At 40.0% G+C, this 24,463-nt stretch carries 32 protein-coding genes, 9 tRNA genes and 3 pseudogenes; 14 read left to right on the forward strand and 30 right to left on the reverse strand.

Going from position 1 to position 24,463, the window contains the following annotated elements; all coding sequences use genetic code 11:
* Positions 1 to 117: 117 nt before the first annotated feature.
* Both M8E35_RS12200 and M8E35_RS12205 read right to left on the reverse strand, forming a co-directional pair.
* Positions 118 to 301, reverse strand: a pseudogene (locus M8E35_RS12200) (NADH:flavin oxidoreductase); the annotation flags it as partial.
* 258 nt (positions 302 to 559) lie between these two features.
* The gene (locus M8E35_RS12205) at positions 560 to 712 is read right to left on the reverse strand and encodes a hypothetical protein (RefSeq protein WP_252469382.1); all 153 of its coding nucleotides are present in this window, start codon (positions 710 to 712) and stop codon (positions 560 to 562) included.
* 273 nt (positions 713 to 985) lie between these two features.
* Between M8E35_RS12205 and panB the strand changes: the two genes are divergently transcribed.
* Positions 986 to 1,822: a 3-methyl-2-oxobutanoate hydroxymethyltransferase gene (gene panB, locus M8E35_RS12210; protein ID WP_252469383.1), complete on the forward strand. Its 837-nt coding sequence runs from the start codon at positions 986 to 988 to the stop codon at positions 1,820 to 1,822.
* Between the two features lie 595 nt (positions 1,823 to 2,417).
* On the opposite strand, the gene M8E35_RS26940 is transcribed toward panB, so the two are convergent.
* Positions 2,418 to 2,555 carry a DUF6904 family protein gene (locus tag M8E35_RS26940; protein ID WP_373887446.1) on the reverse strand — a complete coding sequence of 46 codons (138 nt, stop codon included), beginning with the start codon at positions 2,553 to 2,555 and terminating at the stop codon, positions 2,418 to 2,420.
* Positions 2,548 to 2,673: a DUF6904 family protein gene (locus tag M8E35_RS26945; protein WP_373887447.1), complete on the reverse strand. Its 126-nt coding sequence runs from the start codon at positions 2,671 to 2,673 to the stop codon at positions 2,548 to 2,550. Before M8E35_RS26945 ends, M8E35_RS26940 begins: the two co-directional genes overlap by 8 nt.
* A 361-nt stretch (positions 2,674 to 3,034) precedes the next feature.
* On the opposite strand from M8E35_RS26945, the gene M8E35_RS12215 reads away from it, so the two are divergent.
* Positions 3,035 to 3,175 carry a hypothetical protein gene (locus M8E35_RS12215; RefSeq protein ID WP_252469384.1) on the forward strand — a complete coding sequence of 47 codons (141 nt, stop codon included), beginning with the start codon at positions 3,035 to 3,037 and terminating at the stop codon, positions 3,173 to 3,175.
* A 40-nt stretch (positions 3,176 to 3,215) separates the two neighbouring features.
* Here the strand turns inward: M8E35_RS12215 and M8E35_RS12220 are convergent, their stop codons facing one another.
* The 6 genes and pseudogenes from M8E35_RS12220 to M8E35_RS12245 form a co-directional block, all read right to left on the reverse strand.
* The gene (locus M8E35_RS12220) at positions 3,216 to 4,382 is read right to left on the reverse strand and encodes an iron-containing alcohol dehydrogenase (RefSeq protein ID WP_252469387.1); all 1,167 of its coding nucleotides are present in this window, start codon (positions 4,380 to 4,382) and stop codon (positions 3,216 to 3,218) included.
* 400 nt (positions 4,383 to 4,782) lie between these two features.
* Positions 4,783 to 6,645 (reverse strand): sigma 54-interacting transcriptional regulator, encoded by a 1,863-nt coding sequence (locus M8E35_RS12225; protein WP_252469389.1) that lies wholly within the window; start codon positions 6,643 to 6,645, stop codon positions 4,783 to 4,785.
* Positions 6,646 to 6,915, reverse strand: coding sequence for a hypothetical protein (locus M8E35_RS12230; RefSeq protein WP_252469390.1), 270 nt, complete (start codon positions 6,913 to 6,915; stop codon positions 6,646 to 6,648).
* A gap of 156 nt (positions 6,916 to 7,071) precedes the next feature.
* Complete coding sequence (locus M8E35_RS12235; protein WP_252469391.1) at positions 7,072 to 7,449, reverse strand: hypothetical protein; 378 nt, start codon at positions 7,447 to 7,449, stop codon at positions 7,072 to 7,074.
* 269 nt (positions 7,450 to 7,718) lie between these two features.
* On the reverse strand, positions 7,719 to 8,072 hold the full coding sequence (locus M8E35_RS12240) for a type II toxin-antitoxin system HicB family antitoxin (RefSeq protein ID WP_252469392.1): 354 nt from the start codon (positions 8,070 to 8,072) through the stop codon (positions 7,719 to 7,721).
* Positions 8,011 to 8,906: pseudogene (locus tag M8E35_RS12245) on the reverse strand (DUF3102 domain-containing protein). The gene M8E35_RS12240 and the pseudogene M8E35_RS12245 overlap by 62 nt, the downstream one beginning before the upstream one ends.
* 352 nt (positions 8,907 to 9,258) lie before the next feature.
* Here M8E35_RS12245 and M8E35_RS12250 point away from each other — a divergent pair.
* The 4 genes from M8E35_RS12250 (at position 9,259) to M8E35_RS12260 (ending at position 11,396) form a co-directional block, all read left to right on the forward strand.
* Positions 9,259 to 9,684, forward strand: a complete 426-nt coding sequence (locus M8E35_RS12250) for a hypothetical protein (RefSeq protein WP_252469393.1) — start codon at positions 9,259 to 9,261, stop codon at positions 9,682 to 9,684.
* Positions 9,685 to 10,249: 565 nt separating this feature from the next.
* Complete coding sequence (locus M8E35_RS12255; RefSeq protein WP_252469394.1) at positions 10,250 to 10,588, forward strand: four-helix bundle copper-binding protein; 339 nt, start codon at positions 10,250 to 10,252, stop codon at positions 10,586 to 10,588.
* Positions 10,589 to 11,107: 519 nt separating this feature from the next.
* Positions 11,108 to 11,233, forward strand: coding sequence for a hypothetical protein (locus M8E35_RS26510; RefSeq protein WP_289710804.1), 126 nt, complete (start codon positions 11,108 to 11,110; stop codon positions 11,231 to 11,233).
* Positions 11,234 to 11,252: 19 nt separating this feature from the next.
* Positions 11,253 to 11,396: a hypothetical protein gene (locus M8E35_RS12260; protein WP_252469395.1), complete on the forward strand. Its 144-nt coding sequence runs from the start codon at positions 11,253 to 11,255 to the stop codon at positions 11,394 to 11,396.
* A 536-nt stretch (positions 11,397 to 11,932) separates the two neighbouring features.
* On the opposite strand, the gene M8E35_RS12265 is transcribed toward M8E35_RS12260, so the two are convergent.
* Entirely contained in the window at positions 11,933 to 12,526 is a 594-nt protein-coding gene (locus M8E35_RS12265) for a hypothetical protein (RefSeq protein WP_252469396.1), read from the reverse strand.
* Positions 12,527 to 12,915: 389 nt separating this feature from the next.
* Here M8E35_RS12265 and M8E35_RS12270 point away from each other — a divergent pair, with 389 nt between their 5' ends.
* Entirely contained in the window at positions 12,916 to 13,182 is a 267-nt protein-coding gene (locus tag M8E35_RS12270; protein ID WP_252469397.1) for a four-helix bundle copper-binding protein, read from the forward strand.
* On the opposite strand, the gene M8E35_RS12275 is transcribed toward M8E35_RS12270, so the two are convergent.
* Positions 13,150 to 13,863, reverse strand: a complete 714-nt coding sequence (locus tag M8E35_RS12275) for a class I SAM-dependent methyltransferase (RefSeq protein ID WP_252469398.1) — start codon at positions 13,861 to 13,863, stop codon at positions 13,150 to 13,152. The two genes, M8E35_RS12270 and M8E35_RS12275, sit on opposite strands and share 33 nt — an antisense overlap.
* Positions 13,864 to 14,042: 179 nt before the next feature.
* Between M8E35_RS12275 and M8E35_RS12280 the strand changes: the two genes are divergently transcribed.
* Positions 14,043 to 14,825 carry a DUF2268 domain-containing putative Zn-dependent protease gene (locus M8E35_RS12280; RefSeq protein ID WP_252469400.1) on the forward strand — a complete coding sequence of 261 codons (783 nt, stop codon included), beginning with the start codon at positions 14,043 to 14,045 and terminating at the stop codon, positions 14,823 to 14,825.
* A 120-nt stretch (positions 14,826 to 14,945) separates the two neighbouring features.
* Here M8E35_RS12280 and M8E35_RS12285 read toward each other — a convergent pair whose 3' ends face one another.
* A complete protein-coding gene (locus M8E35_RS12285; RefSeq protein WP_252469402.1) occupies positions 14,946 to 15,200 on the reverse strand; it encodes a hypothetical protein in 255 nt (84 codons plus the stop codon).
* A 159-nt stretch (positions 15,201 to 15,359) separates the two neighbouring features.
* On the opposite strand from M8E35_RS12285, the gene M8E35_RS12290 reads away from it, so the two are divergent.
* Complete coding sequence (locus tag M8E35_RS12290) at positions 15,360 to 15,506, forward strand: hypothetical protein (protein ID WP_252469404.1); 147 nt, start codon at positions 15,360 to 15,362, stop codon at positions 15,504 to 15,506.
* A 151-nt stretch (positions 15,507 to 15,657) separates the two neighbouring features.
* Positions 15,658 to 16,059, forward strand: coding sequence for a hypothetical protein (locus tag M8E35_RS12295; RefSeq protein WP_252469406.1), 402 nt, complete (start codon positions 15,658 to 15,660; stop codon positions 16,057 to 16,059).
* Between the two features lie 30 nt (positions 16,060 to 16,089).
* Here the strand turns inward: M8E35_RS12295 and M8E35_RS12300 are convergent, their stop codons facing one another.
* The 6 genes from M8E35_RS12300 to M8E35_RS12325 form a co-directional block, all read right to left on the reverse strand.
* Entirely contained in the window at positions 16,090 to 16,263 is a 174-nt protein-coding gene (locus tag M8E35_RS12300) for a DUF1540 domain-containing protein (RefSeq protein ID WP_252469408.1), read from the reverse strand.
* 54 nt (positions 16,264 to 16,317) lie between these two features.
* Positions 16,318 to 16,515 (reverse strand): DUF2383 domain-containing protein, encoded by a 198-nt coding sequence (locus tag M8E35_RS12305; protein ID WP_252469410.1) that lies wholly within the window; start codon positions 16,513 to 16,515, stop codon positions 16,318 to 16,320.
* A 16-nt stretch (positions 16,516 to 16,531) separates the two neighbouring features.
* A complete protein-coding gene (locus M8E35_RS12310) occupies positions 16,532 to 16,732 on the reverse strand; it encodes a hypothetical protein (protein WP_252469412.1) in 201 nt (66 codons plus the stop codon).
* Between the two features lie 16 nt (positions 16,733 to 16,748).
* Positions 16,749 to 17,456 carry a DUF421 domain-containing protein gene (locus M8E35_RS12315; RefSeq protein ID WP_252469414.1) on the reverse strand — a complete coding sequence of 236 codons (708 nt, stop codon included), beginning with the start codon at positions 17,454 to 17,456 and terminating at the stop codon, positions 16,749 to 16,751.
* Positions 17,457 to 17,469: 13 nt separating this feature from the next.
* On the reverse strand, positions 17,470 to 18,168 hold the full coding sequence (locus M8E35_RS12320; RefSeq protein ID WP_252469416.1) for a YetF domain-containing protein: 699 nt from the start codon (positions 18,166 to 18,168) through the stop codon (positions 17,470 to 17,472).
* Between the two features lie 806 nt (positions 18,169 to 18,974).
* On the reverse strand, positions 18,975 to 19,163 hold the full coding sequence (locus M8E35_RS12325; RefSeq protein ID WP_252469418.1) for a hypothetical protein: 189 nt from the start codon (positions 19,161 to 19,163) through the stop codon (positions 18,975 to 18,977).
* A 353-nt stretch (positions 19,164 to 19,516) separates the two neighbouring features.
* Here M8E35_RS12325 and M8E35_RS12330 point away from each other — a divergent pair, with 353 nt between their 5' ends.
* The 4 genes and pseudogenes from M8E35_RS12330 to M8E35_RS12345 all read left to right on the forward strand — a co-directional run bounded on the left by M8E35_RS12330 (position 19,517) and on the right by M8E35_RS12345 (position 22,179).
* Entirely contained in the window at positions 19,517 to 20,557 is a 1,041-nt protein-coding gene (locus M8E35_RS12330) for an RCC1 domain-containing protein (protein ID WP_252469420.1), read from the forward strand.
* 55 nt (positions 20,558 to 20,612) lie between these two features.
* Entirely contained in the window at positions 20,613 to 20,855 is a 243-nt protein-coding gene (locus M8E35_RS12335) for a hypothetical protein (RefSeq protein ID WP_252469421.1), read from the forward strand.
* A gap of 636 nt (positions 20,856 to 21,491) precedes the next feature.
* Positions 21,492 to 21,692: a helix-turn-helix transcriptional regulator gene (locus M8E35_RS12340; protein ID WP_252469422.1), complete on the forward strand. Its 201-nt coding sequence runs from the start codon at positions 21,492 to 21,494 to the stop codon at positions 21,690 to 21,692.
* Between the two features lie 11 nt (positions 21,693 to 21,703).
* Positions 21,704 to 22,179 (forward strand): annotated as a pseudogene (locus tag M8E35_RS12345) (DUF6773 family protein).
* Positions 22,180 to 22,264: 85 nt separating this feature from the next.
* Here M8E35_RS12345 and rhuM read toward each other — a convergent pair.
* The 11 genes from rhuM to M8E35_RS12400 form a co-directional block, all read right to left on the reverse strand.
* Positions 22,265 to 22,900, reverse strand: a complete 636-nt coding sequence (gene rhuM / locus M8E35_RS12350) for a RhuM family protein (RefSeq protein ID WP_445012475.1) — start codon at positions 22,898 to 22,900, stop codon at positions 22,265 to 22,267.
* Positions 22,901 to 23,028: 128 nt separating this feature from the next.
* Complete coding sequence (locus M8E35_RS12355) at positions 23,029 to 23,244, reverse strand: hypothetical protein (protein WP_252469424.1); 216 nt, start codon at positions 23,242 to 23,244, stop codon at positions 23,029 to 23,031.
* A 156-nt stretch (positions 23,245 to 23,400) separates the two neighbouring features.
* Positions 23,401 to 23,476, reverse strand: a tRNA-Phe gene (locus M8E35_RS12360).
* A gap of 15 nt (positions 23,477 to 23,491) precedes the next feature.
* Positions 23,492 to 23,580: transfer RNA gene (locus tag M8E35_RS12365), tRNA-Ser, on the reverse strand.
* An 8-nt stretch (positions 23,581 to 23,588) separates the two neighbouring features.
* Positions 23,589 to 23,664: transfer RNA gene (locus tag M8E35_RS12370), tRNA-Asp, on the reverse strand.
* Positions 23,665 to 23,669: 5 nt separating this feature from the next.
* Positions 23,670 to 23,745, reverse strand: a tRNA-Val gene (locus tag M8E35_RS12375).
* A gap of 8 nt (positions 23,746 to 23,753) precedes the next feature.
* A tRNA-Glu gene (locus tag M8E35_RS12380) sits at positions 23,754 to 23,829 on the reverse strand.
* 11 nt (positions 23,830 to 23,840) lie between these two features.
* A tRNA-Trp gene (locus M8E35_RS12385) sits at positions 23,841 to 23,914 on the reverse strand.
* 6 nt (positions 23,915 to 23,920) lie between these two features.
* A tRNA-His gene (locus M8E35_RS12390) sits at positions 23,921 to 24,000 on the reverse strand.
* Between the two features lie 2 nt (positions 24,001 to 24,002).
* Positions 24,003 to 24,077, reverse strand: a tRNA-Gly gene (locus M8E35_RS12395).
* Positions 24,078 to 24,086: 9 nt separating this feature from the next.
* Positions 24,087 to 24,163 (reverse strand) — tRNA-Lys (locus tag M8E35_RS12400).
* Between the last annotated feature and the right edge of the window lie 300 nt (positions 24,164 to 24,463).

Raw genomic sequence — 24,463 nt, forward strand, 5'->3', positions numbered from 1 at the left:
GCAAAGCTTCTTTACTGTGATGACATTTCCTGCCCTTTGAGAACAAAATTTAAACTTAATCATCTTCTTTATTTGATATTAACCATGTTTATTGGGAAAAATTATGGGGTTGTGATCTCATCCAATAAGTAGGAATTGTGACAAGCTATTGATAGCTTGCTCTGCCCTAGAATCATTAAGTATTGTGTTCTTCCAACCCAATAAGGTCAGCTTTTTGTTCCCGGAGCAGTTGTTCTGCTGAATGAACTTCGGTAATTCCGCCCGTGAGAATCACGGGAATGGATACCCGCTTTTTTAGGGATATGCCCTTATAGCCGAATTGTTCTTGATCTTAAAGTGAAGGCTGAGAAACTGATTTAATCACCTTCTCACAGGCTGGTAGTAATGAATATCTCGCTGTGTAGATTACTAATGATATCTGCTAAAAATCCCGCAATCACTTACGGGATAAAGTAAGTAACATGTTGGTCAGGTTGACCTGATTTATCACTCCTTGATTAGAAGTTAGCCATTGGCAAGTCAATCAATCAACTTTCCGTTAGATTTAAGTATATATCGTTTACTGTTTCAGTAGTTTCGTTTCGTTATACGGAGCCGCTAAAGCATCGTCTCCCCTTGTCAAGGTTTTATAAAATCTTGTCTCAGAAATAATGTCACTTGCAGGACTCCATTGTTCTGGTTCCTTGATGAAAGACCATTTGCCACCTTCCATCGATGAACCTCCAAATTGAACTACTAATGAATAGATCAAATCCGAAAGGCTTACTCTAGCCACCTTAGATGTGATCTGATATACTTAATTTGGGCAGTATCATTAGAACTGCACCTTTTCATAGGAATCATTTAAGTATACTGCCTGTATCCGTTGCGGACCGGGACAGAGGGATAAAACAGTTCTATGTTTGAAAAGTCCCTTCTGGCTAAAGGGACTTTTTTTGATGCCAAGCTTGTTTTGTCACCTCTCCTGAAAAAAGGAGGAAAAACAATGAAATCAACCAAAGACTTCTGGGAACTGAAAAATCAGAGCAAGAAAATTGTAATGGTTACAGCCTATGATTATCCCTCAGCCAAGCAGGTTGAGCAAGCTCAGGCGGACGTGATTCTTGTTGGCGACTCTCTGGGCAATGTTGTGCTGGGTTATGACTCAACAATTTATGTAACAATGGAAGATATGCTTCATCACGCTAAAGCGGTCAGACGCGGGGCTCCCAATACTTTCATCGTAGTAGATATGCCATTTATGAGCTATCACCTTTCAGTCAGGGATACACTTTTAAACGGCGCAAGGCTTATTCAGGAAGCAGGAGCTGATGCAGTGAAAGTGGAAGGGGCTGATGAAGTACTCCCGCATATAAAAGCACTTGTCAAAGCAGGTATACCTGTGGTATCCCATCTGGGGCTTACGCCGCAATCCGTTGCTGTTCTCGGCGGATTTAAAGTGCAGGGCAAAGATGCCAAAGCCGCCAAGAAAATGTTAGAAGATGTAAAACGCTGCCAGGAAGCAGGAGCCTTTGCAATTGTTCTTGAATGTATTCCTCAACAGCTTGCCCAGGAAATATCAACGTCCTTATCAATTCCTACTATTGGAATCGGGGCAGGTGTCCATACCGACGGACAAGTTCTTGTTTACCATGACATTCTCACTTATGGTGTGAATCGAGTTCCCAAATTTGTCAAATCCTACGCAAATTCGGATGAACTAATGACTAAGGGCTTACGGACATATGTAAGTGAAGTAAGAAACAAACTTTTTCCTGGCGACCAGCACAGTTATACGCTGAAAGAAGAAGAATTAAAAACTCTTTACGGAGGCAGGCAATAACATTTACCTCTCCCTAAATAGGAAGGGACTTCTCTCAACAAACATGTTATCTTCTCTTTATAATTCAATTACTCCTTCATTTTTTTATATCTGCGAATATCTAAATGCCCATCCTTTTGTTATCTTCCTCCAGTCTTACCTATATGTGAGCCGGTTGCATATTTTACAGTCTCTGGGTATAATATAAGAAAAGGACTGACGTGTTGCAAGCACGCCAGCCCGGCAGATTGTCTAACCAAACGGTTAGCCCGAATTACTGGTTATAAGAAATAACCGCGATCCTAGGCAGGGGCGGTTATTTCTTCTTCATGATCATAACAATGAGTGTCGCAAATGCAATCATGAGATACATCGCCTCAACCATTGAGATCATCCTACCACCCCCTTTCTAAAAGGGGGTGGCCAACCGTCCCTCGACAACCTGTTATAATTATTATAGCATAATCTTCCAGACAAAAGATGGAAATTATTCTGATTATTCACAGGGTTCAGGCCGCCTCCAAAACGAGGCGGCCTGATTTGTTCCTAGCCAAACGTTAAACTTCAATGGCTCTGTTCCTCACAGCGATGCGTATAGTTAAACAGAAACATTTTGCTACCAATCAATTTGTTCTGGGTACTCCAACTTCAGACGGATATCATCAGGATTTCTATCATACTCTTTGGCTGCCTCAAGTATAGTTCTCTCAATAGATCTATACTCCTCTCCCTTTTCTGTCAGTCGTTTAACCATTATCGAGAATTACATTAATAGAATAATAAACATTTGCATCATGAGTAATTGTGCCCATGCGTTTCATTTTTTCCTTATCCATCCCGTTTTCTACTAATATTATTTCCCGGTCACTCATCCTTACTGCTTCTTCGCTCAGACCTCATAGCTTAATATTCCATTCCAATCCGCTGGTCATGGCTGACTCAGAGATATTCGATGATCCGATATAAACATTACTCAGTTAATGCTCAAATGATATGTGTTCAGCAGAAACGATAAATTCTATTAACCCATCATTCTTATTTCGAAGCATTACATGCAATTCATATTTTCCGTTTGTTTTATATATTTCATCGTTAACCCACAATAAGTTTTGCAGTAAAGATTCTTGTCTGATAATCTCATAATTATCCAAATGCATTTTAGTTATGTTAGTGAAACTACCTGAATTATCAAATATAATGGTTAAAGGTTAGGTGGAGGTGTAAGAAATAACTATGAAAGGGCTAAAAGCAGCCCACCCAGAGCGCTGGTCCAGAGAAATCCGAAACTGGACGTTAGATAATGAAGTATGGCTCAATCCCGAGCGTACTCAAACTGAAATCAATGAGGAAAAGGATAGTATGAAAAAGGGCTGATTCGATCAGCCCCAAGAAGGAAAAGTTACTAGCATAGTTATTACATAGCAGATTTATAAATAGAAATCACATCATCTAATGTTGCTATCCGTGGGTTAGTTAAACTACATATGTCTTTCATTGCATTCTGGGCCATAACTTTGAAATCTTCTTCCTTAACATTTAGCTCCGAAAGTCCAGATGGAATTCCCACATCGGCAGATAATATCTTGATAGCCAAAATAGCTTTATTAGCAGCTTCACGAATCGACAGACCTTCTACCTTTTCACCCATTGCAACAGCTATATCTACAAAGCGCTGGGGACAGGCAATTAAGTTAAACTCCTCTACATGGGGTAAAAGTATTGCATTACATACACCATGAGGAAGATTATATAACCCTCCTAATTGGTGAGCCATCGCATGAACATAGCCAAGTGCAGCATTGTTGAATGCCATGCCAGCTAAAAATTCAGCATATGCCATTTTATCCCGGGCTTCAAGATTCTGACCGTTTGCTACTGCACTTCTAAGATTGTTTGCAATTAACTTGATTGCCATTAAAGCCGCAGAATCTGTGACTGGGGTAGCAATGATAGAAACGTAGGCTTCTACAGCATGGGTTAAGGCATCCATCCCAGTTGCGGCTGTTAGAGCAGGTGGCATCCCAACCATTAATAAGGGGTCGTTTACCGCAATGTTAGGAGTAACACGCCAATCTCCAATAGCCATTTTTACATGGTTTGAGGTATTTGTTATCACGGCAAAACGAGTCATTTCTGCACCGGTCCCAGCAGTTGTGTTTACCGCAATAAGCGGAACCATTGGTTTGGTGGATTTGTTTAGGCCCTCGAAGTCTCTAATGTTACCCCCATTGGATGCCACCAATCCAATTCCTTTAGCGCAGTCATGGGAGCTGCCTCCACCTAAGGATAATAATAAATCTGCTCCACAATCTTGATAAACCTTCAATCCATCATGAACATTTTTATCGGTCGGGTTCGGTTCTGCTCCAGGATAAGTTGTAACTTTAATTCCTTCAGCTACTAACATTGCCTTAATATCGTCTGCCATCCCACCTGGGCGACCGAGGAAAGTATCAGTAACGAGCAAAATATGGCTGCCCCCAAGGGCTCTCACCTGAGCAGGAATTTCTTTATGAGCGCCAACCCCCATGAGATTTACAGTTGGCATAAAATAACTATAAACTTGTTCACCTAAAATCATTTATATATCCTCCCTTTTCAAAAAAACTTTTCTTTGTCTTAATTTAAATAATTTGAATTGATTAAGCGCAAACCCTTTAAGACACCTCCTTGGAAGTTGGAAATATTCAGAAATTCGAGTCGTAGTCTCAATTCAGTGCAATTTCCGTGCCAAAATTAGGGACTATAGCGATTTGTATGTAATCATGTCTTAATCAAACTTCCCTAGAGCCTAGACGTCCGCCGTATGACACGCTGATTTCGGTATTTTTTTCGAAAGGACTTTACCCATCTAGTTAATCACTACGCTTAGCTCACAAAAAAAGAAGTGGTGAAAATAGTCACCACAAAACATAAACTTATTGTCTTTTACAATTGTACGGAAATCACCCATTGGTGATAAAGTTCACCATCCTTTCAAATCACCTTTGCCAATGTAATAAATCAATTCCATATTTAGAAGCTTTTTTAACAATAGTTGAATGGTCGACCTCAATTTGTTTAGCCGCTTTCCGTGTTGAGCCATATTTTTCAATTACTTGCTGAAAATATTGCCGCTCAAACTGCTCTTTTGCTTGTTTATAGGTCATAATGCTCCTAGACACGCCAATTGTCTTAGTATCATTTAAAAATTTTTTCAAAGCTTGCGGTATATATTCTAACGTAATTGTATCCATCTCCGATGTTACAACTAACCGTTCCATTAGATTTTCCAACTCACGTACATTACCCGGCCATAAATACTTAGTAAAAATATTGTAGACCTCAGATGATAGTGTTTTATTAGTATGATATGTCTCATTGAACTTGTTTAGGAAATAGTTTGTTAAAGGAATAATATCACTTAGTCGATCACGAAGAGCAGGTATGTGAATTGTTAAGACTTGTAACCGATAGAATAAGTCGGAACGAAATTGTTTATTCTGAACCATGCATTCCAAATCACGGTTTGTTGCGGCCACAATTCTGGTGTTTACCTTAATTAAACGCTTTCCGCCAATTTTATAAAAATCATAGCTTTGAACGAAACGCAGCAGTTTTACTTGAAGTTGTAGGGGAAGATCACCAATTTCATCAAGTAGTACCGTACCATTATTCGCTAATTCGAAAAAACCGATTTTACCACCCTTCTTCGCACCGCTAAAAGCACCTTCTTCATAACCAAACAACTCCGACTCTAGTAAAGCCTCGGGAATGGCCCCGCAATTTATCTTTAAAAAAGGAGCCTCCTTGCGGTCACTGAAATTATGAATTAGATCAGTGACAACCTCCTTACCTACTCCAGATTCGCCTGTAATCAGAATAGGTGCATCAACTTTGGCATATTTTTCAATACTTTTCACTAATTCCTTCATTTCAGAACTAATAAAAGTAAGGTTTGGGTCTAAGCCCTGCTTTTTAGTAAGGGTATTAATAATCTCGCAATACCGATTCAACTTATCCTCTGAGTCTTTGATTTTTTGTTTTTCATGTTCTATGTCCCTTATTGTACCGGCTACACGTAATGGTACGCCTTGATCATTCCGTAAAGTAAAACCATGAGCATGAAACCAGCGGTACTCGTCGTTTTTTAGACAGAGACGATAATCAATAGAATAAGGAGTATTTCCACTATAATCATTTAAATGTCCAAAGAAAGCATTTAATGTCATTTCCTTGTCCTCGGGGTGAAGTCTGTTGATCCAACTGTTTAGCACGTTGGGGAAATCATCTTCATCATGGTAACCTAAAAGATTTCGAAATTGTGGCGACCACCAAAACTTAGGATTAATCGGGTCGCCAGCAACAACCTCCATATCCCAAGGGCCTTCTGTCAATGCGCGGCTGATCAGTTCAAAACGAGTTAACAAGAACTCCCTTTCTTGTTCTCTGTTTCTCTGTTCATGAATATCCAATAAGCTTCCGATAAATCGGAGAGGAATCCCTTGTTCATTCCTGACTGTCTCACCGATGGTTCGAAACCAGCGGTACTGGTTGTTCTTTAACCGCATCCGATATTGCTCATCAAAGGAAGTCTCGCCGGAATTATCTTCCACATGGGAAGTAAAAGCCTGCAGTACCCGATCACAATCATCTGAATGAATTCTTGATAGCCAGCTCTCAAGAACTCCAGGAAAGTCTAATTCATTGCTAAAGCCAAGTAATGTGCGAAATGCCTGCGTCCACATGACCTTACCGCCTGGATTTTTAGAATAGCCCTCCTCAAAAGTCATTTCCCATAACCCGGCATTCATCAAATTGATAGATTTTTTGATTAAATAATTTTCATTTGCTTCATTAAGCATTTATTTCTCCTTAAGTAAACCTAATCTCTTCATTGATTTATTCTGAATATCTTTAAAGGGTCTATCAATAAGATAAGGGTTATTTCTGATGTAAATCATGGCTGCTCCAAATCCACGGTCCCTTCTATACATAGAAACTTCAAAAATGTTCGCATTGGGTAAACATGCCACGTATTGAGTGAAGAAGTACCTTAAACTATGCGGAGTAAGATTTTCGTTGATGATTCCGTTAATGATTTGCTCGTATAGGCCATAGATGATTTCTGACATGTTACACCTCTAATTCGGGACCACTTTTACCTTATTCTCAAGAGAGATATTTTAGGGGAATGTTAAGTACTAAGAATATGGGAAGTTTATACTTACCTTCACAAGGCTAATCATAAATATAATGGAAAGTTGCTCATACCGCAATGGGTATCACTATCAAATAGCCGGAAGATCCAATTGATTGAGTGCTTTCGCCGTATTTAGAACGCGGTTCATGTATGCCATATGAATTTTGGGTAGGATGTCATTAACTTTTTCGCCCACTCCAAAAAAATGTCTTCTATTTTTGACAGTTGCTAAATGTCCTTGCTCAATATCAGGAAAAAGCATAAAACGCTCGACATCAACCCCCTCATTTCTAACAATGAAAACCTTTGGATTCAATTCCCATGATCCGTTATGTACGACTTCATTTCTTAGCGCTTCAATTGTACTAATTAGATCGCATTTTTCGAAAACGGTCTGGTTTGTTCCATTTATTTTTAGGTCTTTTCTCGTTCCCAAAAACAGCAGGAAATTAAGTAGTTTATGCAAAAAAACCTCATATATTACAAGGTTTTATTTGTTCTCACAGAAAAGGAGGCGCCTTTTGAACTGCATCCCGTTCTTTAGACACCTCCTTCTTCGTCGTCTTCATTCCCGAACACTTCAAATAAATCATGAGCGTTTTCAGGCAGCATGTCAATTCCCAGCCTCTCCCTCAATACCTCCCGCATGTCCTGCGCAGAAATCGGCCTGCCTTTTTTCCCCAATTGGAAGAGTCAGCTGGGAAACCCGATGGCTTTTCTGGCGAATTTGGGACCTTACATGCGCCGGTACTCCTGCAGATCGACCGCTACCGGAACAACAACAGCGTCCGCCGCGATTTCCCAGCCTGAAGTATCCGAAGCTTCGGGGATGTGCTCATGCTCTCTGTCCATCATACATAAATGAAACCCTAGCCTGGGCCCGGCCCAGTAATAAGCCTGGATAAAATCCTCCCCTTCGATACCGCAGCCCGGCAGGTCCGGGAAAACAACCGTATATTTGCCGCTTATTTTATCCCGCTCTATAATGGCCCAGAAAACATATTTCCTCTTCATCATCCACCATTCCTTACTGCGCATCTCCGCCGGGACGAGCTTGCCTGCTCCACGTCTCGTCCTTAAGCCACACATTCAAACGATCGTAAACTTTATTCTTATAAGTGATATACGTCTCCTTGTCATTGGGGGCGATTTGGAGTAGCTCATGCTTTACTTCCTTAATGGTTTTATCCAGGTTTTCACAGAGGAAGGCGATTTGGTTGGCCCTGACCTTGAGCGAGGTATTAATGAAGTTCGTTTTCATCCTCTCGTAGCCCTTGGCGGATGAGCTTTGTTCGAGCGATTCCAGCGAATCCTTCAGCTGCCTCGCCGTTTGATCGAGTTCCGCTTTGGACGTTTTGACGTTCTCCAATTGGACCTTCAGATTGGCAAGCTCCGTAGTCAGCTCGGTGATGATACCGCTTTGGTCTTCCACTGTTTTCTGGAGGTTCGCGTTCTCCTGCAGAGCCTGGTCTTTTTCCTGTAAAACCTGGTCTTTTTCTTGCAGGGTCTGCGTCCGTTCATTGACCGCTTGCCTGAGTTCCTGTTTGGTCATTCCCTCGATATCCATATCGATGATAAATTGCGCCCGTTCCTCCTTTAAAAGAAGCACCGCCTGGCTGTAGTTCAAATTCGGATCCGGATCCGAATTTGAGGAGGTAAGCTGTTCGTCTCCGTACTCTTTGAAGATACGCATCAATTTATTGGCCCTGCTCTGGGAGAAATCCACCGACTCCTCCAGCCACTTGCCCCATTCTCCATACTTGAGCAGGGCCTTGGCCTCCGTCAGCCGCCTTCCGATCTCGACGGCGGCAGCAAGGTAGATCCTCTCAGCCTGGTATTTGATCAGGTTAATTTCAGCCGCGATACATGCGTGGTGCGTCCGCTGATGACATCAGTTACTGTATCAGTTACTGTATCATTCATGATATCCACACTCCTTGGGGCTAATCTCACTCATAGGATATGTGGCCAGGCTTAAGAGTGTGACAACCTCAGTCGTCAGGCGCCTCCTTCTTTTGTCTTCATTCCCGAACACTGGAAAAACTATAGTTTCCCTTTATTAACTGGAACCAAGCAGTTGGACAAAGCAAAGCTTTATTATGTAACAATCTGGACGGCCATAACATAAGATGTTGTATCCCCGTTGTTTAAGCCTGGGGCGTATCGTAAAGGGAAGAAACCCGCTGCTCTTTAAGAGTTCAGCGGGCTTCTTCTTTATTGTCATTATCCTATTCAAGATATGAAACCTATAGTTGTTCAAAACTATAAGTCTCTATTGCAAACACTTGTCGAATCAAATATTAGTCTGAATGTCACTTGGGCTACTCCTATATCTAATAAAATAACCACTTCTTTATCTCTCAAAAATGCAGAAATAATATTAGATACATTAGAGCCAAACATAGCAAAAGTAGGTTGCTCTTATTTAAGGGCACCTGAGCACCTACTTCTAACAGAACCTGATGAAGAAACTAGCATTCTAAGATTGGAGGATACACTATTAGGCCTGAATCTTGGAAATAGATCTTTTGAATTCAGATCCATAGATGGTGTAAAATATCGAGGAAAAATAAGTTCAGTTTTGTTTGAGGTCTCATCCTATATACCAGCCAATGTAATAATTGAAATAGAAAAGCAAATAACAATCATTTCAATTTTCGTTGTGTCCCAAACTTCGGCAGGTTGGAATTATGTTCGCTAAACTCCCAGTAATCGAACTATGAACAATTCCTGACGCCTACATTGTATTCCATTGGTAAACTTCTTGTCAGTCGAAAGGCGGTCATAATGACTACGATAAGTCGCAACTTTAATAATGGGCACACTCAACGTGTGTTTGGGCAAGGAAGTGATACTGAAGCGCGTAAATATTGTTTTTGCGGAATAGTTAGACCCCCTAAAAGCAAGGGGGTCGTTTTAATGTACGGTTTAAACCTTTGCGCAAAATATTGTATATACTTTACGTGTCCTGTCACCCCCAAAAGAGCTATATTTATTATAGTCATATTGCCGTTGACCAGGGTGCTATATATTACTCGCTTTCCAAAGCCCATCATTAGTAATCCTTTCCCATTATTCAGCCGGTTCTTCCCTCATTGTACGTCATCGACGTTATCGGTATTAGCAAATAAATATTAGTCAGGAATTAAATATATTTATTTGCTACCTTTAAAGTATAGGGCACTACGATAAACCAATGAATTGTACACACACAAACTTTAGTGCAAAGCATAATCTAATCAAAGAAGTGTGAAAGGATGGTTTCTATGAATTTACATCAAATGCCCCATACTAATCTCACAAATACTGTTCAAGATTGTGAAGTCATGTGTGAACACATGATTACCCATCTCCTTATGCATTGCCAAGATCTTCATCTAAGGCATAGACAATTACAACTACTACGAGATTGTGCAGATATCTGTACAGTGACTGCTAAATATCTTGCTCGCCATAGCACTTATAGTAAATCAATAGCAGGCCTTTGCGCGAGTATATGTGAAGCATGTGGAAATGAATGTGCACGATTTGCCGACCAGGAATCTCAAAAATGTGCCCACATCTGTTTACACTGTGCCATGGAATGTCGTGCGTTTGCAATGTAGAGAAGATAGCCCCGAATCTCAATTAGTATTGAGATTCGGGCTATCTTGAATTTTATTCTGAGATCTCATCAATAGAGCAAGATAGGGCATTAGCTGCTTCTCGCTCTTAAAAGATATTACCTTTGCTAAGCAATGGTCCTAGTCTTATCATGAAGATATTCCAAGGTACCCATTGCCAGCAGTGAGCTAACTTCTGAAGAATGTGTGCTGATGAATGCCGTAATATTCTAATATGTAAAATCAGATTTGTTAGGCAGGTAGGGTAAAAACTTACCTACCTTTTTCTACTGATATTGATTTTAGGGAGGTCCTTCTTGAATAAAAGCATTGTTTGAACAGCTTTTACGAAATGATTGACCTTAATGCGCTAGAGGAATAATGCTCAAAGTCGAAGTGTAACGAACCGTGCGCTTTCAATTGGGAATACCTTATTTCAACACAAATCCAATTACCATATTGTTCCATTTTATTTATCCCCTACATATTATGAACCATCTCTTAACAAAGGAGGAAATGCAAATGGCATTCGTTGGTGCTGGTGTTAATGGAGCTTGTGATTGTGGAACAGGACGTGGCTTTGGTGCCGGAATCGCAGCAGTTGTCGTGATTATTCTTCTTCTTATCGCATTGGGAATCGTATTCTAATTTAAAGGAGGAAATATTTATGTACGGAATGGGTTATGGTGGTTACGGTGGAACATGCTGTCCTGCTCCTATCGCCCCAGTCGCGCCAGTTGGTGTAGGGGTCGGTGTGGGAATTATCGCGATTGCAATTCTAATTCTTATCGCTTTAGGTGTAATCTTCTAAAATATACGATATTGAACACGCTATCATCTTAATAAAGTGGTAGCCTGTTCATAATGATCTCGAATAGCCTACTTAATATCTGAAATTTTCCCCAACAATCATTATTATAGTCTTGCTCTTCAAGTGTTAAGCGAACTAAAGTCACAAGGACTTATTTAACTTTTTCATATATCAATGCAATAAAATGTCTATTCCTAGCATTATATTGGCGGGATAAAGGAGGTGGCAAAAACTATGTTCTTAGGTATAAACCGTTCCTCAAATCTAGGCGGAGCACCTGGAGAGAAGGTGTTGTCCTCAAGTAGGGGAAAACGTGGGATTTCTTAATCCAGCACAAAACTTGCCGGTGGGGATGCAACGTTTCCTTGGTAAAAAGGGAATCAACTCTTCTGATGATCTAGCAAACCGTGTTCAGTTCGCACCTCGTATGCCTTTCAGAAAAGTACGCTAAATAAAAAGGGCGGGGATATTCCCGCACTTACAGACTATCTGGTTGAGTTACTTCTTTGATGGTCCAAAAATACATATTCTTACAATTAGGGGTTTCTGTACTCGGAAGATTTATACTTATCTATTTTCCAAGTTCCCTTCTCCTTTTTTACTAATAACTCATATTTAGTTCTAAAAGGAATTCCTGCGCTAATTCTATTTTTCTTATTGTTCTTTTTGTTTAGTTCTTTAAAGTATTTGTCGACAGCACTTACCACACAGGTCCTTACGTTATATACTACCTCAGCCTGCTCTAGGTCCACACTAAAAGTAATTGAGAGAAACTCACAATCCTCATACTTGGATTTAATCTTGTTTTCGATAAATAGTTTTATGGTACTTTGCTCGTCATTATTCTTAAAGAGCTCTATCAGGTGGTCCACTGTATAAAGATGATACTCGGCCCTACCGTCCAGGCGCTCAAAATCACGGTTGTTTATGGCTTTTGCAAAATCCCTGGACAACCCCTTTATTAATTGTTCATCCTCTGTATCATTCGTTAAAGTCGCTGCCCTGCTGTCAGCCTTACCGCAGTTGTTATTTATTGTCCCATCCGAAACAGTAGATTCTTGGATTACTTCCAAAACCTTTTGTATGATATTTAGCTTGCTCATTTTCCCCCTTCTTTCACGGCCTTTCATTTCATATATCTTATGAACAATGGGAGGAAAAGTATCTACCTAAATTCACTTTTTTAATGTCTTTTAACAACTCTCCGCTATTACCCATCCTCATATCCCTATCCCTATCCCTATGCACCATATCCTTACGGATGGTATTAGTATTAGATCAGCTATATCGACAAATACAGTCAAAGATTGATCAACGCTTTAGTAGTATCTTCTAAAAAATTCCTAAATTTATTGATTACGAAGAAAGGAGAGGTCAAAACTCTCCCCTTTTCATTATAAAACAAGAACTTTTTTAGAAAATCTTGTCCCATATATTCGCTAGAACCCATAGCCTATAGGGTATTGTACAAAAGACCTCCTATTAAGGTATTTTTAAAAATAGTTTGGAGGTTGATTTAATGCCTATTGCTACCAATGCCACGGCTTCGATGCAAGCCTGTATTGATGCTTGCAATTCATGTTTTCAAGCTTGTGAGGAATGTTATACTGCCTGTCTAAATGAACCTGATGTTCAAGCGAGAATCCATTGTATCCAGGTACTACGTGATTGTGCTGATATCTGTGCTATGGCTTCTCAATATATGTCACGAAATATTCGTCGCTTGGATTTACTTGAAAAGAGCTCTAGAGTATTAAACACAACACCTAAATATACAAAAACCTAGTTTATCCTTATAAGTTGTTGTTAAATGCTCATGCTGTTCAAAAATTTCAAGTAATTTATCATCTATATTTTCCGAAAGTAAAAAATCATTAACATTATCAATATTATTTTCATCAAATTGCTGTTTGAATTTTTCTACACTTATTTGTTTAAAGCCGGCCTTTTGAAAAAGGTTATACCATTCTGATTCGGTTAGTAATTGAGATATGCCATAAAATTCAACTATTGTTTTTAATTCTTCCTCAGAAAATGAATCTTCAAGTACCATTTCAATTGCAAGTAATACACCATTTGGTTTAAGCACTCTTTTAAATTCCTGTATTGTTAAGGAGACATCTGTAAACGATGTTACAGATTCCGACAGGATAAAATCAAATAATCCATCGTTAAAAGGTAAATTCTCACCACTTCCATACATAACATTAATAGGTAGGTGTAAGGATAAAAACCTTTGTTTTGCTTTTTTTAACATTGTATTATTTTTATCTAAAGCAGTAACAGAGCATCTGTACTTTTCTGCAATGTATGCAGATGTCTGACCTGTGCCACATCCAACGTCAAGAATTGACTTTTCCTGATCTATAAATTCCCTTGATAAAATACCTTTCGTAAGTTGAAGGCCTCCGGGGTGAGCACCCCCAACTCCGAACGATGCCAAACAATCGAGATATGTGTAATTCAATTTCAGTCACATCCTTGTTGTTAAATAACTATATTATATTATGATAAAGAGGATAAATTGTCACTTTATGGTTTCTCTTATTCAAGTTGTTGGGTCTTACAAGGAGGGGCTAAGAGCACGCAACATGTATTTATTGTTGCATATTGTATTAGACCAGATGTAAAGTTAGGGGTGCGTCTATGAGCGTTATTAGAACAGACAAGTGGTTAGTAGATTTATATGAACAACCAATTAAAATGTGCGAAAAGATAACAAGGTATTTTGATGGCGCTCAAGCTTACGAAATCTATGATTACTTAACCCTACATGGAATGTATCATCCCTTCAAGAACGGGAACGAGCAAGTGAGAAAATTACAAGAAAATAAAGTATGGGAAATTGTACAAAATGAAAAACAACGACTTCAAGAAATGTGGGAAGGGCCCAATGTCCCTGTCTTCATTTTCCCATCAAATACTAACAACCGGAAAATTAAAACGGATTTTAACGGAAAATCAGGCCTAGCCTTTAAAGATAAATTATTTTTATTCATTTCAAAAGATACCCTGGAAAAGGAAATAAGGTCATTATTTACTCATGAATACAACCATGTATGTCGGTTATTTAAATTTCAAAAAAGTGAAGAGGATTATTTATTGCTTGACACAATTATTTTGGAAGGGTTAGCTGAAAATGCAGTCCGTGAAAGATTTGGTGAAGAGTTTATAGCAACCTGGACATCTTATTACTCAACTGATGAGCTAGAGAAAATGTGGAACAACCTTGTACACCCAAACAGAAATATATTAAAAACTGATCGTAAACATCAAGACATATTATATGGATTATGTTCTTATCCCAAAATGGCGGGGTACTGTGTTGGATATTATTTAGTCAAGAAATATCTTGAAGCAAATAGCTTAACATCTAACGATCTACTTAATACCCCAACTGATAAGATAGCTCATTTAAAAATGACTTAGAAATTTGCAGATCAAATAATGAGAATGTCGTTCGGACAGATAGTTGAAAAGACCGAGGGCAAAACACAACCTCCGGTCTTTTCAACTTTTAAAATCTTTAAAAGTTTTACCAATATAAGATTAGATAAAGAATAACGGAAGTAAAGCCAATGTGGCAATTGCACCTAATGCAATTCCTGCACCCCAACCAGGATAACCATACCAACCATAGCCGAAGCCACCCAAATCTCTAGTGCGACTAAGCGGTTGTAAATATACGCTGTTATTGTCAACATCCCCAATAATACCTCTGTGAATTCTTCCGTCATGAGTTACGATTTCAACTGCTCTACCTCTGTATCTTTGGCATAGAGAATAATAATCTCCGACTGACATTTTGTCACCTCCATATCTTGAATATCTAATGAGCCATATGATAGTTTATGTATTGAATCTTAAATTTGGTCCATTATTTTCCAAACACATAATAGAGACAATGTCTTCTCCAATGGTATAAATAGTCACCACTATAAATTCATCCAAGGGAGGAAAAAAATGTACGGAGTAGGTTATGGTGGATACGGTGGTTATGGAGGAGCATGTTGTCCAGCTCCTGTCGCCCCAGTTGCTGGAGTAGGGGTTGGTGCAGGAATTATTGCGATTGCTATTTTAATTCTTATCACTTTAGGAGTCATCTTCTAAAACTATACTGGCTATCATCCATTCAGGGTGGTAACCTTTAATTATTTGAAATTTTGGGGATGTTTTGTATGTAAAGTGGCAACCCGTTCTCACGTTTACGTCCATAAATCAATAAATTGTGTTATAAACACAATAGTGAGGAAGTTGATAATTGATGAATAATTGTTTTACTTCTCCCCAATTCCTTCCCGGTTCAAATGTTATATCAATAGTTAATCACCCACCAGAAATCCACCCCGGAACTTCTGTTACCATAGTTAAACCTTGGTTTGGAAGTCTTTGTGCTGTTCAATTACCAGATGGCATGATTCATCGTTGGTTTGCGTGGTTTGAGTTAAGACCCCAGAACCCTTATCCAGGCAATCCTCTCTCCCCGGGTAGTTATGCTACAGTAATAGAATCAACGGGCCACGGCAAGCCACCTCATGTTCCTGTTGGAACTACGGTGCGAATTGTTAAATGTATCCCGAATACTATTTTTTACGATTTAATACTAAGCAATGGCGAATACCACAGATGGTTAGCTGAATTTGAGTTGGCAAAACCGATATAAAAAAATACCCCTCATCGGGGTATCTCAATACTATTTGTTACTCTTAAATGTTGTACAACAAGTACCGTCACTTGTTTCTGCTTTGCCATCTCCCATTGCGTTTACTTCTAAACTATCAGCATGGCACATACGGCTTTTGTTATAGTGGCAATTTTCTACACCACATTTAACTTCCATTCTAGGGGCATCACCACAGCATCCCATAATTTTCGCCACCTTTTAAAGTATACTTTATCATTTTGTCCATTATACTTTACATTATTGAACCGGCATCATATTTTTTATCTCCTGCTGCAGCTGTGTTACCTGTTGCATTTTAGAATCCCTCATCTGCATAAACATTTGCCTCATTTCAGGGTTCTGTATATCCATCATATACTTGTTATAACTCATTTGATTCATCATTTCAGTATGAAGAATGTCATTTAACATGTGCATATTCATCATTTTATCCATGCCTATATTCCTCCAATTAAACAATAGCCATATCCGTCATTTTTTGGGAAATGGACTTAAAATTATTTCTCGCAGACATTTCCATTCCTTTAAGCATGTTTTGCATATTCGGGTCAGTCATCTGCTGCGACATTTGTGCATATTTCTGAGCGGTCATTTCCTCCATATCTTGCATTTCTTTTAAAGCGTTATTGATAATTTCCTGTTCAGTTAACATCCTTATCCCTTCCTTTCTATTTACTTAATGAGCAATATATATTTCCTGAGCCGTCTATCGTGGCAAGATATACTTTCTTAAAATCAGCCGTACCAAACTTAAGTATCTGCTCTTTTAGCCAATTTTTATCATATCCCAACTTCTTAAGGTTCTTATCGAGTACTTTTCCATCATTTACAAGGATTATAGGCAAACCACTTTCCACGGTTTTTATGTTTAAGTCAGCTGCTGTTACAGGTAAGTGGTCTGACTTTTTTAGAACGCTAATTCGCCCACTCGTTTCATGTATAGCCATTTCTACTTCACTTAAGTTTGCTACATCAGATTCTCTAAGCTGTGCAAGTAAAAGCTCAATATTCATCAAAGATTTAAACATTGTCTTTTTCTGTATTTGCCCTCCTGCCACAAGTACTTCTGCTCTTCCTATTACCACTTCCGCAAAAGTCCTGGACTTAACAGCAAGGAATGATATGAGATAGTGCATAAGGTAGATTGTAACTGCTGCTGTTATTGTATTTATAAAATTTATTTTAGGGTCAAACAAAGGAGATGCAATCAGTCCTCCCATCATCCAGAAAAACGTAAAATCAAACCCTGCATACTGCCCGCCGGATCTTTGAGGAAGAAATTTGCTTGCAATATAAAGCATAACACCTACGATTAAAGTTCTAACTGCAAAACCGGAAGCACTCAACTCTTCTACAGAGTTCCATATACCTTCCAATGTATCACCACCTTTAAACACTTACATGTACTATTCCATCACTTTCCAATAGTGCCACGAACACATCTTTAATCTGAATGATTCCTTTTTCCTTCAGCTTACCGTCAAGCCAGTTAAAGTCATGTCCAACCATTCTAAGATTCTCGTTTTGAACCTTGCCATCATAAATTAACACTGTCGGAACACTTACATTTTTTATAGGCAGCTTCATTTGTTTTCTTGTAACCGGAAGTTGTGAAGCTTTTTTTATTACATTTATCTTTCCTGAAGGTTCTACTATAGCAAGCTCTACTTCTGATAAGTTAAAAATATTTTTTACCCGAAGTTGCCCCATAAGGTTATCAATGGTTATCCTTGAATCCAACATATTTTTCTTTATAATTTGACCATTTTGAACCAATACAGTTGCGTGTCTATCAATAACCCGTGGAAATTTTACATCCAGGTATGACAAAAAAATATTAATTGCAGCATACAATATCACGATGAGCAATCCTGCCGCAAGAGAAGCTTCCGGATTTACCATTCTTACTGCTGCCAAACTTACAATTCCCGCTGCCACAAGGTAATTATGCCCCGTATGTATTGCAATCTGTCTTTGACGCATGAATCTTGTCGCAATTATAAGGGCTAAATACAGTAATATAGCTCTAATAGAAAATGCCCAAAATGGAAGTTCTTTAGATCCGTTCCATATGTCATTCCAAGTCATAGCTTACCTCCATCTTTACCAACTTGCTTTTTTAACACCAGGTATCCATAAACTTCTCAAACATTTAAATTTTAGCCAGTTCTGTTTCAAAATATTCTATAAGCATATTGTTTAGCATTAAAAAATCGAGTGAACTCCCCACCACATTTGGGACAACTATTTGTGCCAATTTGGTTCGCTACTTCAGCTTTCCTTTTATGTATACCTTCGGACATGCTGAGTTCTGACTTTTCTATTACGCGGGTCACCCGTGAGCGGATAATCTGTCATCCTATTTCTAATAGCTCGTAAAACTGCAAACACTTTCTATAGCCTGAATTCTCCTTTATTCTGTAAAAACCCTGCCAACAACTGTTCCTTTTTACAATATTCTTTAAATTACACTCTATCAGCACAGACCTTCTGCTTGATAATCTATCTTGCATAGCTTACTCTACGTAAACCATAACACTCAGCTCGGACAATTATATGTGAAAAAGGAGCGAAGCCTAAGATCCCTTAGTTTCGCTCCCAGTAATCCCTGCATAGCTTAGTCTAGTCGTTTTTATTTATTTTCCGTTTTGTATATAACAAACAGCAACGGCTCCTTCTTCTTCCATGCATTGCTGACCGGTACTGAAGTAAGTAATCGTTCCCTCTTTGTAGCCTTTCCATATGTGAACCGGTTGCATATTTTACAATTCATGGGTATAATATAAGAAAAGGACTGACATGTTGGAAGCACGCCAGCCCAGCAGATTGTCTAACCGAAGGGTTAGCCCGAATTAGAGGTTATAAGAAATAACCGCATTCCTTGGCGGGGGCGGTTATTTCTTCTTTATGATCAAAACAACGAGTGTTGCAAATGCAATCATGAGATACATCGCCTCAACCATTGAGATCATCCTACCACCCCCTTTCTGAAGGGTGTGGCTAACCGTCCCTCGACAACCTGTTACAGATATTATAGCATAATCTTCCAGACAATAAGATGAAACTTTTCTCTGACTATTCACAGAGTTCAGGCCGCCTCCTAAAACGAGGCGGCCTGATTTGTTCCGCTGCCAAAGATTCAAGTTGAAGGACTCTGTTCCTCACACCGATGCAAATAGTTGAACGGAAATATTGGCTACCAATCAATTTGTTCTGGGTAGATGTCCTCTGGCGTCAATCAGTCAATAGCATCGGTATTATATGATGAAACAAGATGGATTTAATTGGCACTTGAAGCAGATTCCCAGAAAAACCCCTACTAGACAGGTGAATCCTCAAGGATTATTTTGCCAAAAGGAAATATCATTCGCTAAAACGAATTAACTCCTGTCCTACGGATCAAAAATAAGCCGCAATAGAAAGAGAGAGTGACTACTTGAAAAAGAATAAAGGATTCTTTGCACTCATGATAATTGTTTTTATGTTGTCTTCACTATTTACTGAACAGCCAGCCTATGGAGTTACCCATAGTTTCATCGCGGCATCAGGTGGCTCACAGTCTATGCTGGCTCTTAACTCAGACGGAACCGTCTGGGGTTGGGGAATCAATCAAAATGGACAAATCGGAGACGGCTCTACGGATACAAGACCCTATCGAGTGAAAGTTACAGGACTGGCAGATGTTAAAGCCATTGCTTCCGGTTCCACACATTCGGTTGCTCTTCAAAGGGACGGTGAAGTTTTTACCTGGGGCTCGAACTTTAGTGGTGAATTAGGAAACGGAACCCTTAAAGAAAGCTATCACCCTGTCAAAGTAACCGGTTTGTCAGACGTAAAAGCTGTTTCTGCCGGCAGTTTGTTTACTGTGGCATTAAAAAATGACGGAACCGTCTGGGCTTGGGGAAAAAACCATAGCGGTCAATTAGGGGATGGAACGATAACTTCTCGAACCAGTCCGATTCAAGTTCCAGGGCTAACTGCGGTCAAAATGATTTCCGCTGGAGTTCGTAACACAATCGCCTTACGCCAAGACGGTACGGTTTGGGTTTGGGGGATCGATTTCACTAAACCCATGGATCAGCCGACAGATCTAGGTTATCATCTTAATTTAAGCCCTGTTACCGTTCCCAACCTAACCGATGTCCAAGGAATTGCCGCCGGTCCAAGCAGTTATCTCATCATAACCACTGAAGGCTCCATGTTAACCTGGGGTTTTAACCACGGGACATTGGGAGATGGCACAGCCAATAACCGCACAACACCCAGCCCTGTAGTGGACTCCCTTCTTCATGACAATATGCGACTTGCCGGTTATGACTTAATTGATACTTCTATAGCTATTTCTCAAAAAACCTTTCCTGTTACTCACAGCGCAGATGCCGTACTGTTAGCCACCGGTTATAATTTTCCGGATGCTTTAGCCGGAGCAAGCCTCGGAGTGCTGGAAAATGCTCCGCTTTTACTGTTTTCCTTCTAAATTGGAAAATATGGGAATACTACATATTGAACAACTGTTTAGGGGCTGATATGATATGGATAAGGAAGAAAAGGATAAGGTTAGTAAGGAGGAAAATGAAATGTCTCTTCCATTGAATAAAACTCGAAAACCTTCATTTTCTGATTTTGTTTCTCAACATCGTGATAAAATCCAAGAATTATCTGATGCAAATTGGCCAAAGAATTCTGAAGGCGAATATGTAATAACAAAAGATGATCCTTGGCGACAAGAACATGAGTGGGACGAACTCTATAAGGAGTTAAAGCGGCAAAAGTGAAATTCTTTCAACCAAAGTCACTAGACATGATCCAAGAGCTACTGATCGGTATGATACCCCTATTCAGTATTGGAAGAAGCAAATCTCAAGCATCCATCAACAGCAAGAGTATCAAAGACAGTTCCTCTAAAGTTATCAAACTTTATTCACTTTATTGGTAGGGCCAATTTCAATGATCTATTGAAAATTCAAGAAATTTATACAGAATTTTTCTTTAAACATATGTAAGATCTCTCAAGGGTCTTTTTCCAATATTGGTTGACATGCCACAATGTTCATGAATCTTCCAGGGATCACCAAATATTTCAAAACAATACTAAAAGGGCGCCAATCAGTCAATAGATCTGCTTGGCGCCCTTTCAAGCTATAATTCTTATAGCTTGAACAACCTTCTAATTTCTTGTCCAACCATCTAACTTCCAGAACGATTTAAACGTTCTGGCTTTTTATTCTGGACTCATCGTCGAAGCTGAATCAAACGCAGCGAATTGCGGACAAAAAATCGCCCCACACATCCATAGTGTGAGGATAGCTTTTTCTGATTCGACAGGCACCGATGCTCCTAGGGGGCCCCTAACATCATGCAATTTATATATTATACTATGCAATGTAAGGAGAAATAAGGGGAAAAATAATATGAAAAACAAACGAATGAAAATCGCTCGTATGGAATGCGATATGAAGCAAGAAGATTTAGCAAAGGCTGTTGGTGTTACAAGGCAGACTATTGGATTAATAGAGGCAGGAGACTATAACCCAACGCTAAATTTGTGTATTGCGATCTGCAAAGCATTGAACAAAACACTAAATGATTTATTTTGGGAGGAATCAGTATGAAAAGACAAAATATGCAGGACGAAAGAGTTTCAGCACAGCGCCGTAAAATAAATAGTGAAGCATACGGCATTTTAATGATAGTGCTTCTCGCATCAATACTCGTACAACAATCTTTACTAAACGCTCCGTTTGAGCAATATGCCGCTGAGTTCATATGTTTTTTTGGAATGTCCATTTACATGATAGTACGATACATGACGCTCGGACTTAACATATACGGCGAAGGAAAACGGGCAAAAAGCATTCCTTTGGTGAACAGTATAGTAGCCGGAATTACAGTAACGGCGATTAACGGCGTTTTAAACTATACAAGATACGCAGAACACTATAAGGAGGATGGTATAGGCTTTTTATCGCTGCGTTGGTGGTTACTTTTATCAGCGCAACCGTCTTCGTTTTTGTTTTAATGTCGTGCCTTAATTATCTGAACAAGAAAAAACAAGCGAAAATTCAAAAGCAATTGGATGAAGATGAGCAAAACGAATAGCTGTGCTATAACCTCTTTATGTTAGGCTTGCCATTATAATTATTCTCACAGAAAAGGAGGCGCCTTTTGAACTGCATCCAGTTCTTTAGGCGCCTCCTTCTTCATCGTCTTCATTCCCGAACACTTCAGATAAATCATGTGTGTTTTCAGGCAGCATGTCAATTCTCAGCTTCTTCCTTAATACCTCCCGCATGTCCTGCGCAGAAATCGGCCTGCCTTTTTTCCCCAATTGGGAGCCAGCGGGAAACCCCATGGCTTTTCTGGCGAATTTGGGACGGTACATGTAACCGTACTCCTGCAGATCGGCCGCTACCTGAACAACGACAGCGTCAGCCGCGATTTCCCAGCCTGAAGTATCCGAAGCTTCGGGGATGTGCTCATGCCCTCTGTCCATCATACATAAATGAAACCCCAGCCTGGGCCCGGCCCAGTAATAAGCCTGGGGCGGATCGAATAGGGAAGAAACCCGCTGCTCTTCAAAGAGTTCAGCGGGCTTCTTCTTTATTGTCATTATCCTATTCAAGATATTAAAGTGGTGCCTTTGATATTCCGAGTACCTCGCTTCCGCCATGATGGCGAAAGTACGCAATACTCCGGTTGCCCATTGTCGAAACTGCGTTGCTCTGAGTGAATTCACCCTATAACCAACTGAAATGATGGCGTCGAGGTTATAGACTAAAACATCTCTTCTAACTTCTCTATTTCCCTCTTTTTGAACTATCCGGTTTTTTTACTCACAACTTAGCCAACTAAACGGCTGGCATAAGCCCATATTATCATTTGCGTATATTCTCCATAGGACGTCTGCGGGGTACATCCAACACCTACTAAAAAAGAGCCTTTCGGCTCTTAATAATATTTATATTGATCAGATTTCAATAAACATTTTTTATCACTTATTTTTTCGCAGTATTCAAACATTTTCCTTCCACCAGTACCTGGAATTTCTACGTAACATGCGCTACACTTATATACTGTCTTTAAAACAGTATCCTTATCCTTTTCGTCTCTGAATTCTTTCCACACATCAATTTGAACGTCCTTATTTAATAGATCGCAATACATATATCTCCCTCCCTTTCAACTTATCTCTTCGACAAAAGGAAGAATTATCCTGCCCATTAATTACATCATTTTGAAATATATGTTATGTAACGTATAACAGAGGAATATAGGTTTTGCAGGCCTCTGCCTTACCACTTGGTATGCTACCAGACTGAGTGGTGCCTCAGGACGGAATCGAACCGCCGACACGGGGATTTTCAGTCCCCTGCTCTACCGACTGAGCTACCGAGGCAAATATTATAAATAATGGCGGAGGGGGTGGGATTCGAACCCACTGCTCCTTACGAAGTCACTGGTTTTCTAGACCAGCTCCTTAAACCACTCGAACACCCCTCCAAGTATGATGGCGACCCCGATCGGACTTGAACCGACGATCTCCTGCGTGACAGGCAGGCATGTTAACCACTACACCACGGGGCCATGATTGGTGGGCAATGACAGGGTCGAACTGCCGACATCCTGCTTGTAAGGCAGGCGCTCTACCAACTGAGCTAATCACCCTTGTTTTTTGGTGACCCGTACGGGATTCGAACCCGTGTAACCGCCGTGAAAGGGCGGTGTCTTAGACCGCTTGACCAACGGGCCAGATAAGAGATTGGCAGGGGATGCAGGAGTTGAACCCACACTAACAGTTTTGGAGACTGCTGTTCTACCATTAAACTAATCCCCTATGTATTGGGGTGGATAATGGGACTTGAATGAACCCACGAGTGCCGGAACCACAACCCGGTGCGTTAACCACTTCGCCATATCCACCATGGAGCGGGAGACGAGATTCGAACTCGCGACTTTCACCTTGGGAAGGTGACACTCTACCACTGAGTTACACTCGCAAATTTTTTTGGTGGGCCATCCGCGACTCGAACGCGGGACACCCTGATTAAAAGTCAGGTGCTCTAGCCGACTGAGCTAATGGCCCGTTTTGGCTGGGGTGCTTGGCGACACCCAATTATATATATTAAGCCTGAGCTACGAGCGCAGAATATATCACCAAACCTCACGCTTATCAGGCGTGCGCTCTCTGCAAATTACCCTTGTTTTTCTCTAAATAAGGACACAAAAGGAGCTACCATTAAGGTAGCCTCTTGCTTGGTTTACCTGGCGATGACCTACTTTCCCAAGAGCTATGCTCCAAGTATCCTTGGCCCTGGAACGAAAGGCGGATGAGCCTTTCGCCACACTGCGACTTGTAACGCTCTCTCCTGCAGTGTGGATTCTT

This window comes from Desulfosporosinus nitroreducens (genome assembly GCF_023897015.1).
In the GTDB taxonomy this organism is placed as follows: domain Bacteria; phylum Bacillota; class Desulfitobacteriia; order Desulfitobacteriales; family Desulfitobacteriaceae; genus Desulfosporosinus; species Desulfosporosinus nitroreducens.

What these genes read in the sequence shown, in the direction of transcription:
- M8E35_RS26510 (WP_289710804.1), top strand. Translation starts at nt 11,108, where the DNA reads ATGGCATTCGTTGGTGCTGGTGTTAATGGAGCTTGTGATTGTGGAACA.
- M8E35_RS12240 (WP_252469392.1), bottom strand. Translation starts at nt 8,072, where the DNA reads ATGTGTGGCTTAAGGACGAGACGTGGAGCAGGCAAGCTCGTCCCGGCG.
- panB (WP_252469383.1), top strand. Translation starts at nt 986, where the DNA reads ATGAAATCAACCAAAGACTTCTGGGAACTGAAAAATCAGAGCAAGAAA.
- M8E35_RS12265 (WP_252469396.1), bottom strand. Translation starts at nt 12,526, where the DNA reads ATGAAAGGCCGTGAAAGAAGGGGGAAAATGAGCAAGCTAAATATCATA.
- M8E35_RS12335 (WP_252469421.1), top strand. Translation starts at nt 20,613, where the DNA reads ATGGATAAGGAAGAAAAGGATAAGGTTAGTAAGGAGGAAAATGAAATG.
- M8E35_RS12340 (WP_252469422.1), top strand. Translation starts at nt 21,492, where the DNA reads ATGAAAAACAAACGAATGAAAATCGCTCGTATGGAATGCGATATGAAG.
- M8E35_RS12205 (WP_252469382.1), bottom strand. Translation starts at nt 712, where the DNA reads ATGGAAGGTGGCAAATGGTCTTTCATCAAGGAACCAGAACAATGGAGT.
- M8E35_RS12255 (WP_252469394.1), top strand. Translation starts at nt 10,250, where the DNA reads ATGAATTTACATCAAATGCCCCATACTAATCTCACAAATACTGTTCAA.
- M8E35_RS12300 (WP_252469408.1), bottom strand. Translation starts at nt 16,263, where the DNA reads ATGGGATGCTGTGGTGATGCCCCTAGAATGGAAGTTAAATGTGGTGTA.
- M8E35_RS12355 (WP_252469424.1), bottom strand. Translation starts at nt 23,244, where the DNA reads ATGTATTGCGATCTATTAAATAAGGACGTTCAAATTGATGTGTGGAAA.
- M8E35_RS12270 (WP_252469397.1), top strand. Translation starts at nt 12,916, where the DNA reads ATGCCTATTGCTACCAATGCCACGGCTTCGATGCAAGCCTGTATTGAT.
- M8E35_RS12260 (WP_252469395.1), top strand. Translation starts at nt 11,253, where the DNA reads ATGTACGGAATGGGTTATGGTGGTTACGGTGGAACATGCTGTCCTGCT.
- M8E35_RS12280 (WP_252469400.1), top strand. Translation starts at nt 14,043, where the DNA reads ATGAGCGTTATTAGAACAGACAAGTGGTTAGTAGATTTATATGAACAA.
- M8E35_RS12310 (WP_252469412.1), bottom strand. Translation starts at nt 16,732, where the DNA reads ATGTTAACTGAACAGGAAATTATCAATAACGCTTTAAAAGAAATGCAA.
- M8E35_RS12225 (WP_252469389.1), bottom strand. Translation starts at nt 6,645, where the DNA reads ATGCTTAATGAAGCAAATGAAAATTATTTAATCAAAAAATCTATCAAT.
- M8E35_RS12230 (WP_252469390.1), bottom strand. Translation starts at nt 6,915, where the DNA reads ATGTCAGAAATCATCTATGGCCTATACGAGCAAATCATTAACGGAATC.
- M8E35_RS12220 (WP_252469387.1), bottom strand. Translation starts at nt 4,382, where the DNA reads ATGATTTTAGGTGAACAAGTTTATAGTTATTTTATGCCAACTGTAAAT.
- M8E35_RS12320 (WP_252469416.1), bottom strand. Translation starts at nt 18,168, where the DNA reads ATGACTTGGAATGACATATGGAACGGATCTAAAGAACTTCCATTTTGG.
- M8E35_RS26940 (WP_373887446.1), bottom strand. Translation starts at nt 2,555, where the DNA reads ATGGTTAAACGACTGACAGAAAAGGGAGAGGAGTATAGATCTATTGAG.
- M8E35_RS12305 (WP_252469410.1), bottom strand. Translation starts at nt 16,515, where the DNA reads ATGGATAAAATGATGAATATGCACATGTTAAATGACATTCTTCATACT.
- M8E35_RS12215 (WP_252469384.1), top strand. Translation starts at nt 3,035, where the DNA reads ATGAAAGGGCTAAAAGCAGCCCACCCAGAGCGCTGGTCCAGAGAAATC.
- M8E35_RS12285 (WP_252469402.1), bottom strand. Translation starts at nt 15,200, where the DNA reads ATGTCAGTCGGAGATTATTATTCTCTATGCCAAAGATACAGAGGTAGA.
- M8E35_RS26945 (WP_373887447.1), bottom strand. Translation starts at nt 2,673, where the DNA reads ATGAGTGACCGGGAAATAATATTAGTAGAAAACGGGATGGATAAGGAA.
- M8E35_RS12290 (WP_252469404.1), top strand. Translation starts at nt 15,360, where the DNA reads ATGTACGGAGTAGGTTATGGTGGATACGGTGGTTATGGAGGAGCATGT.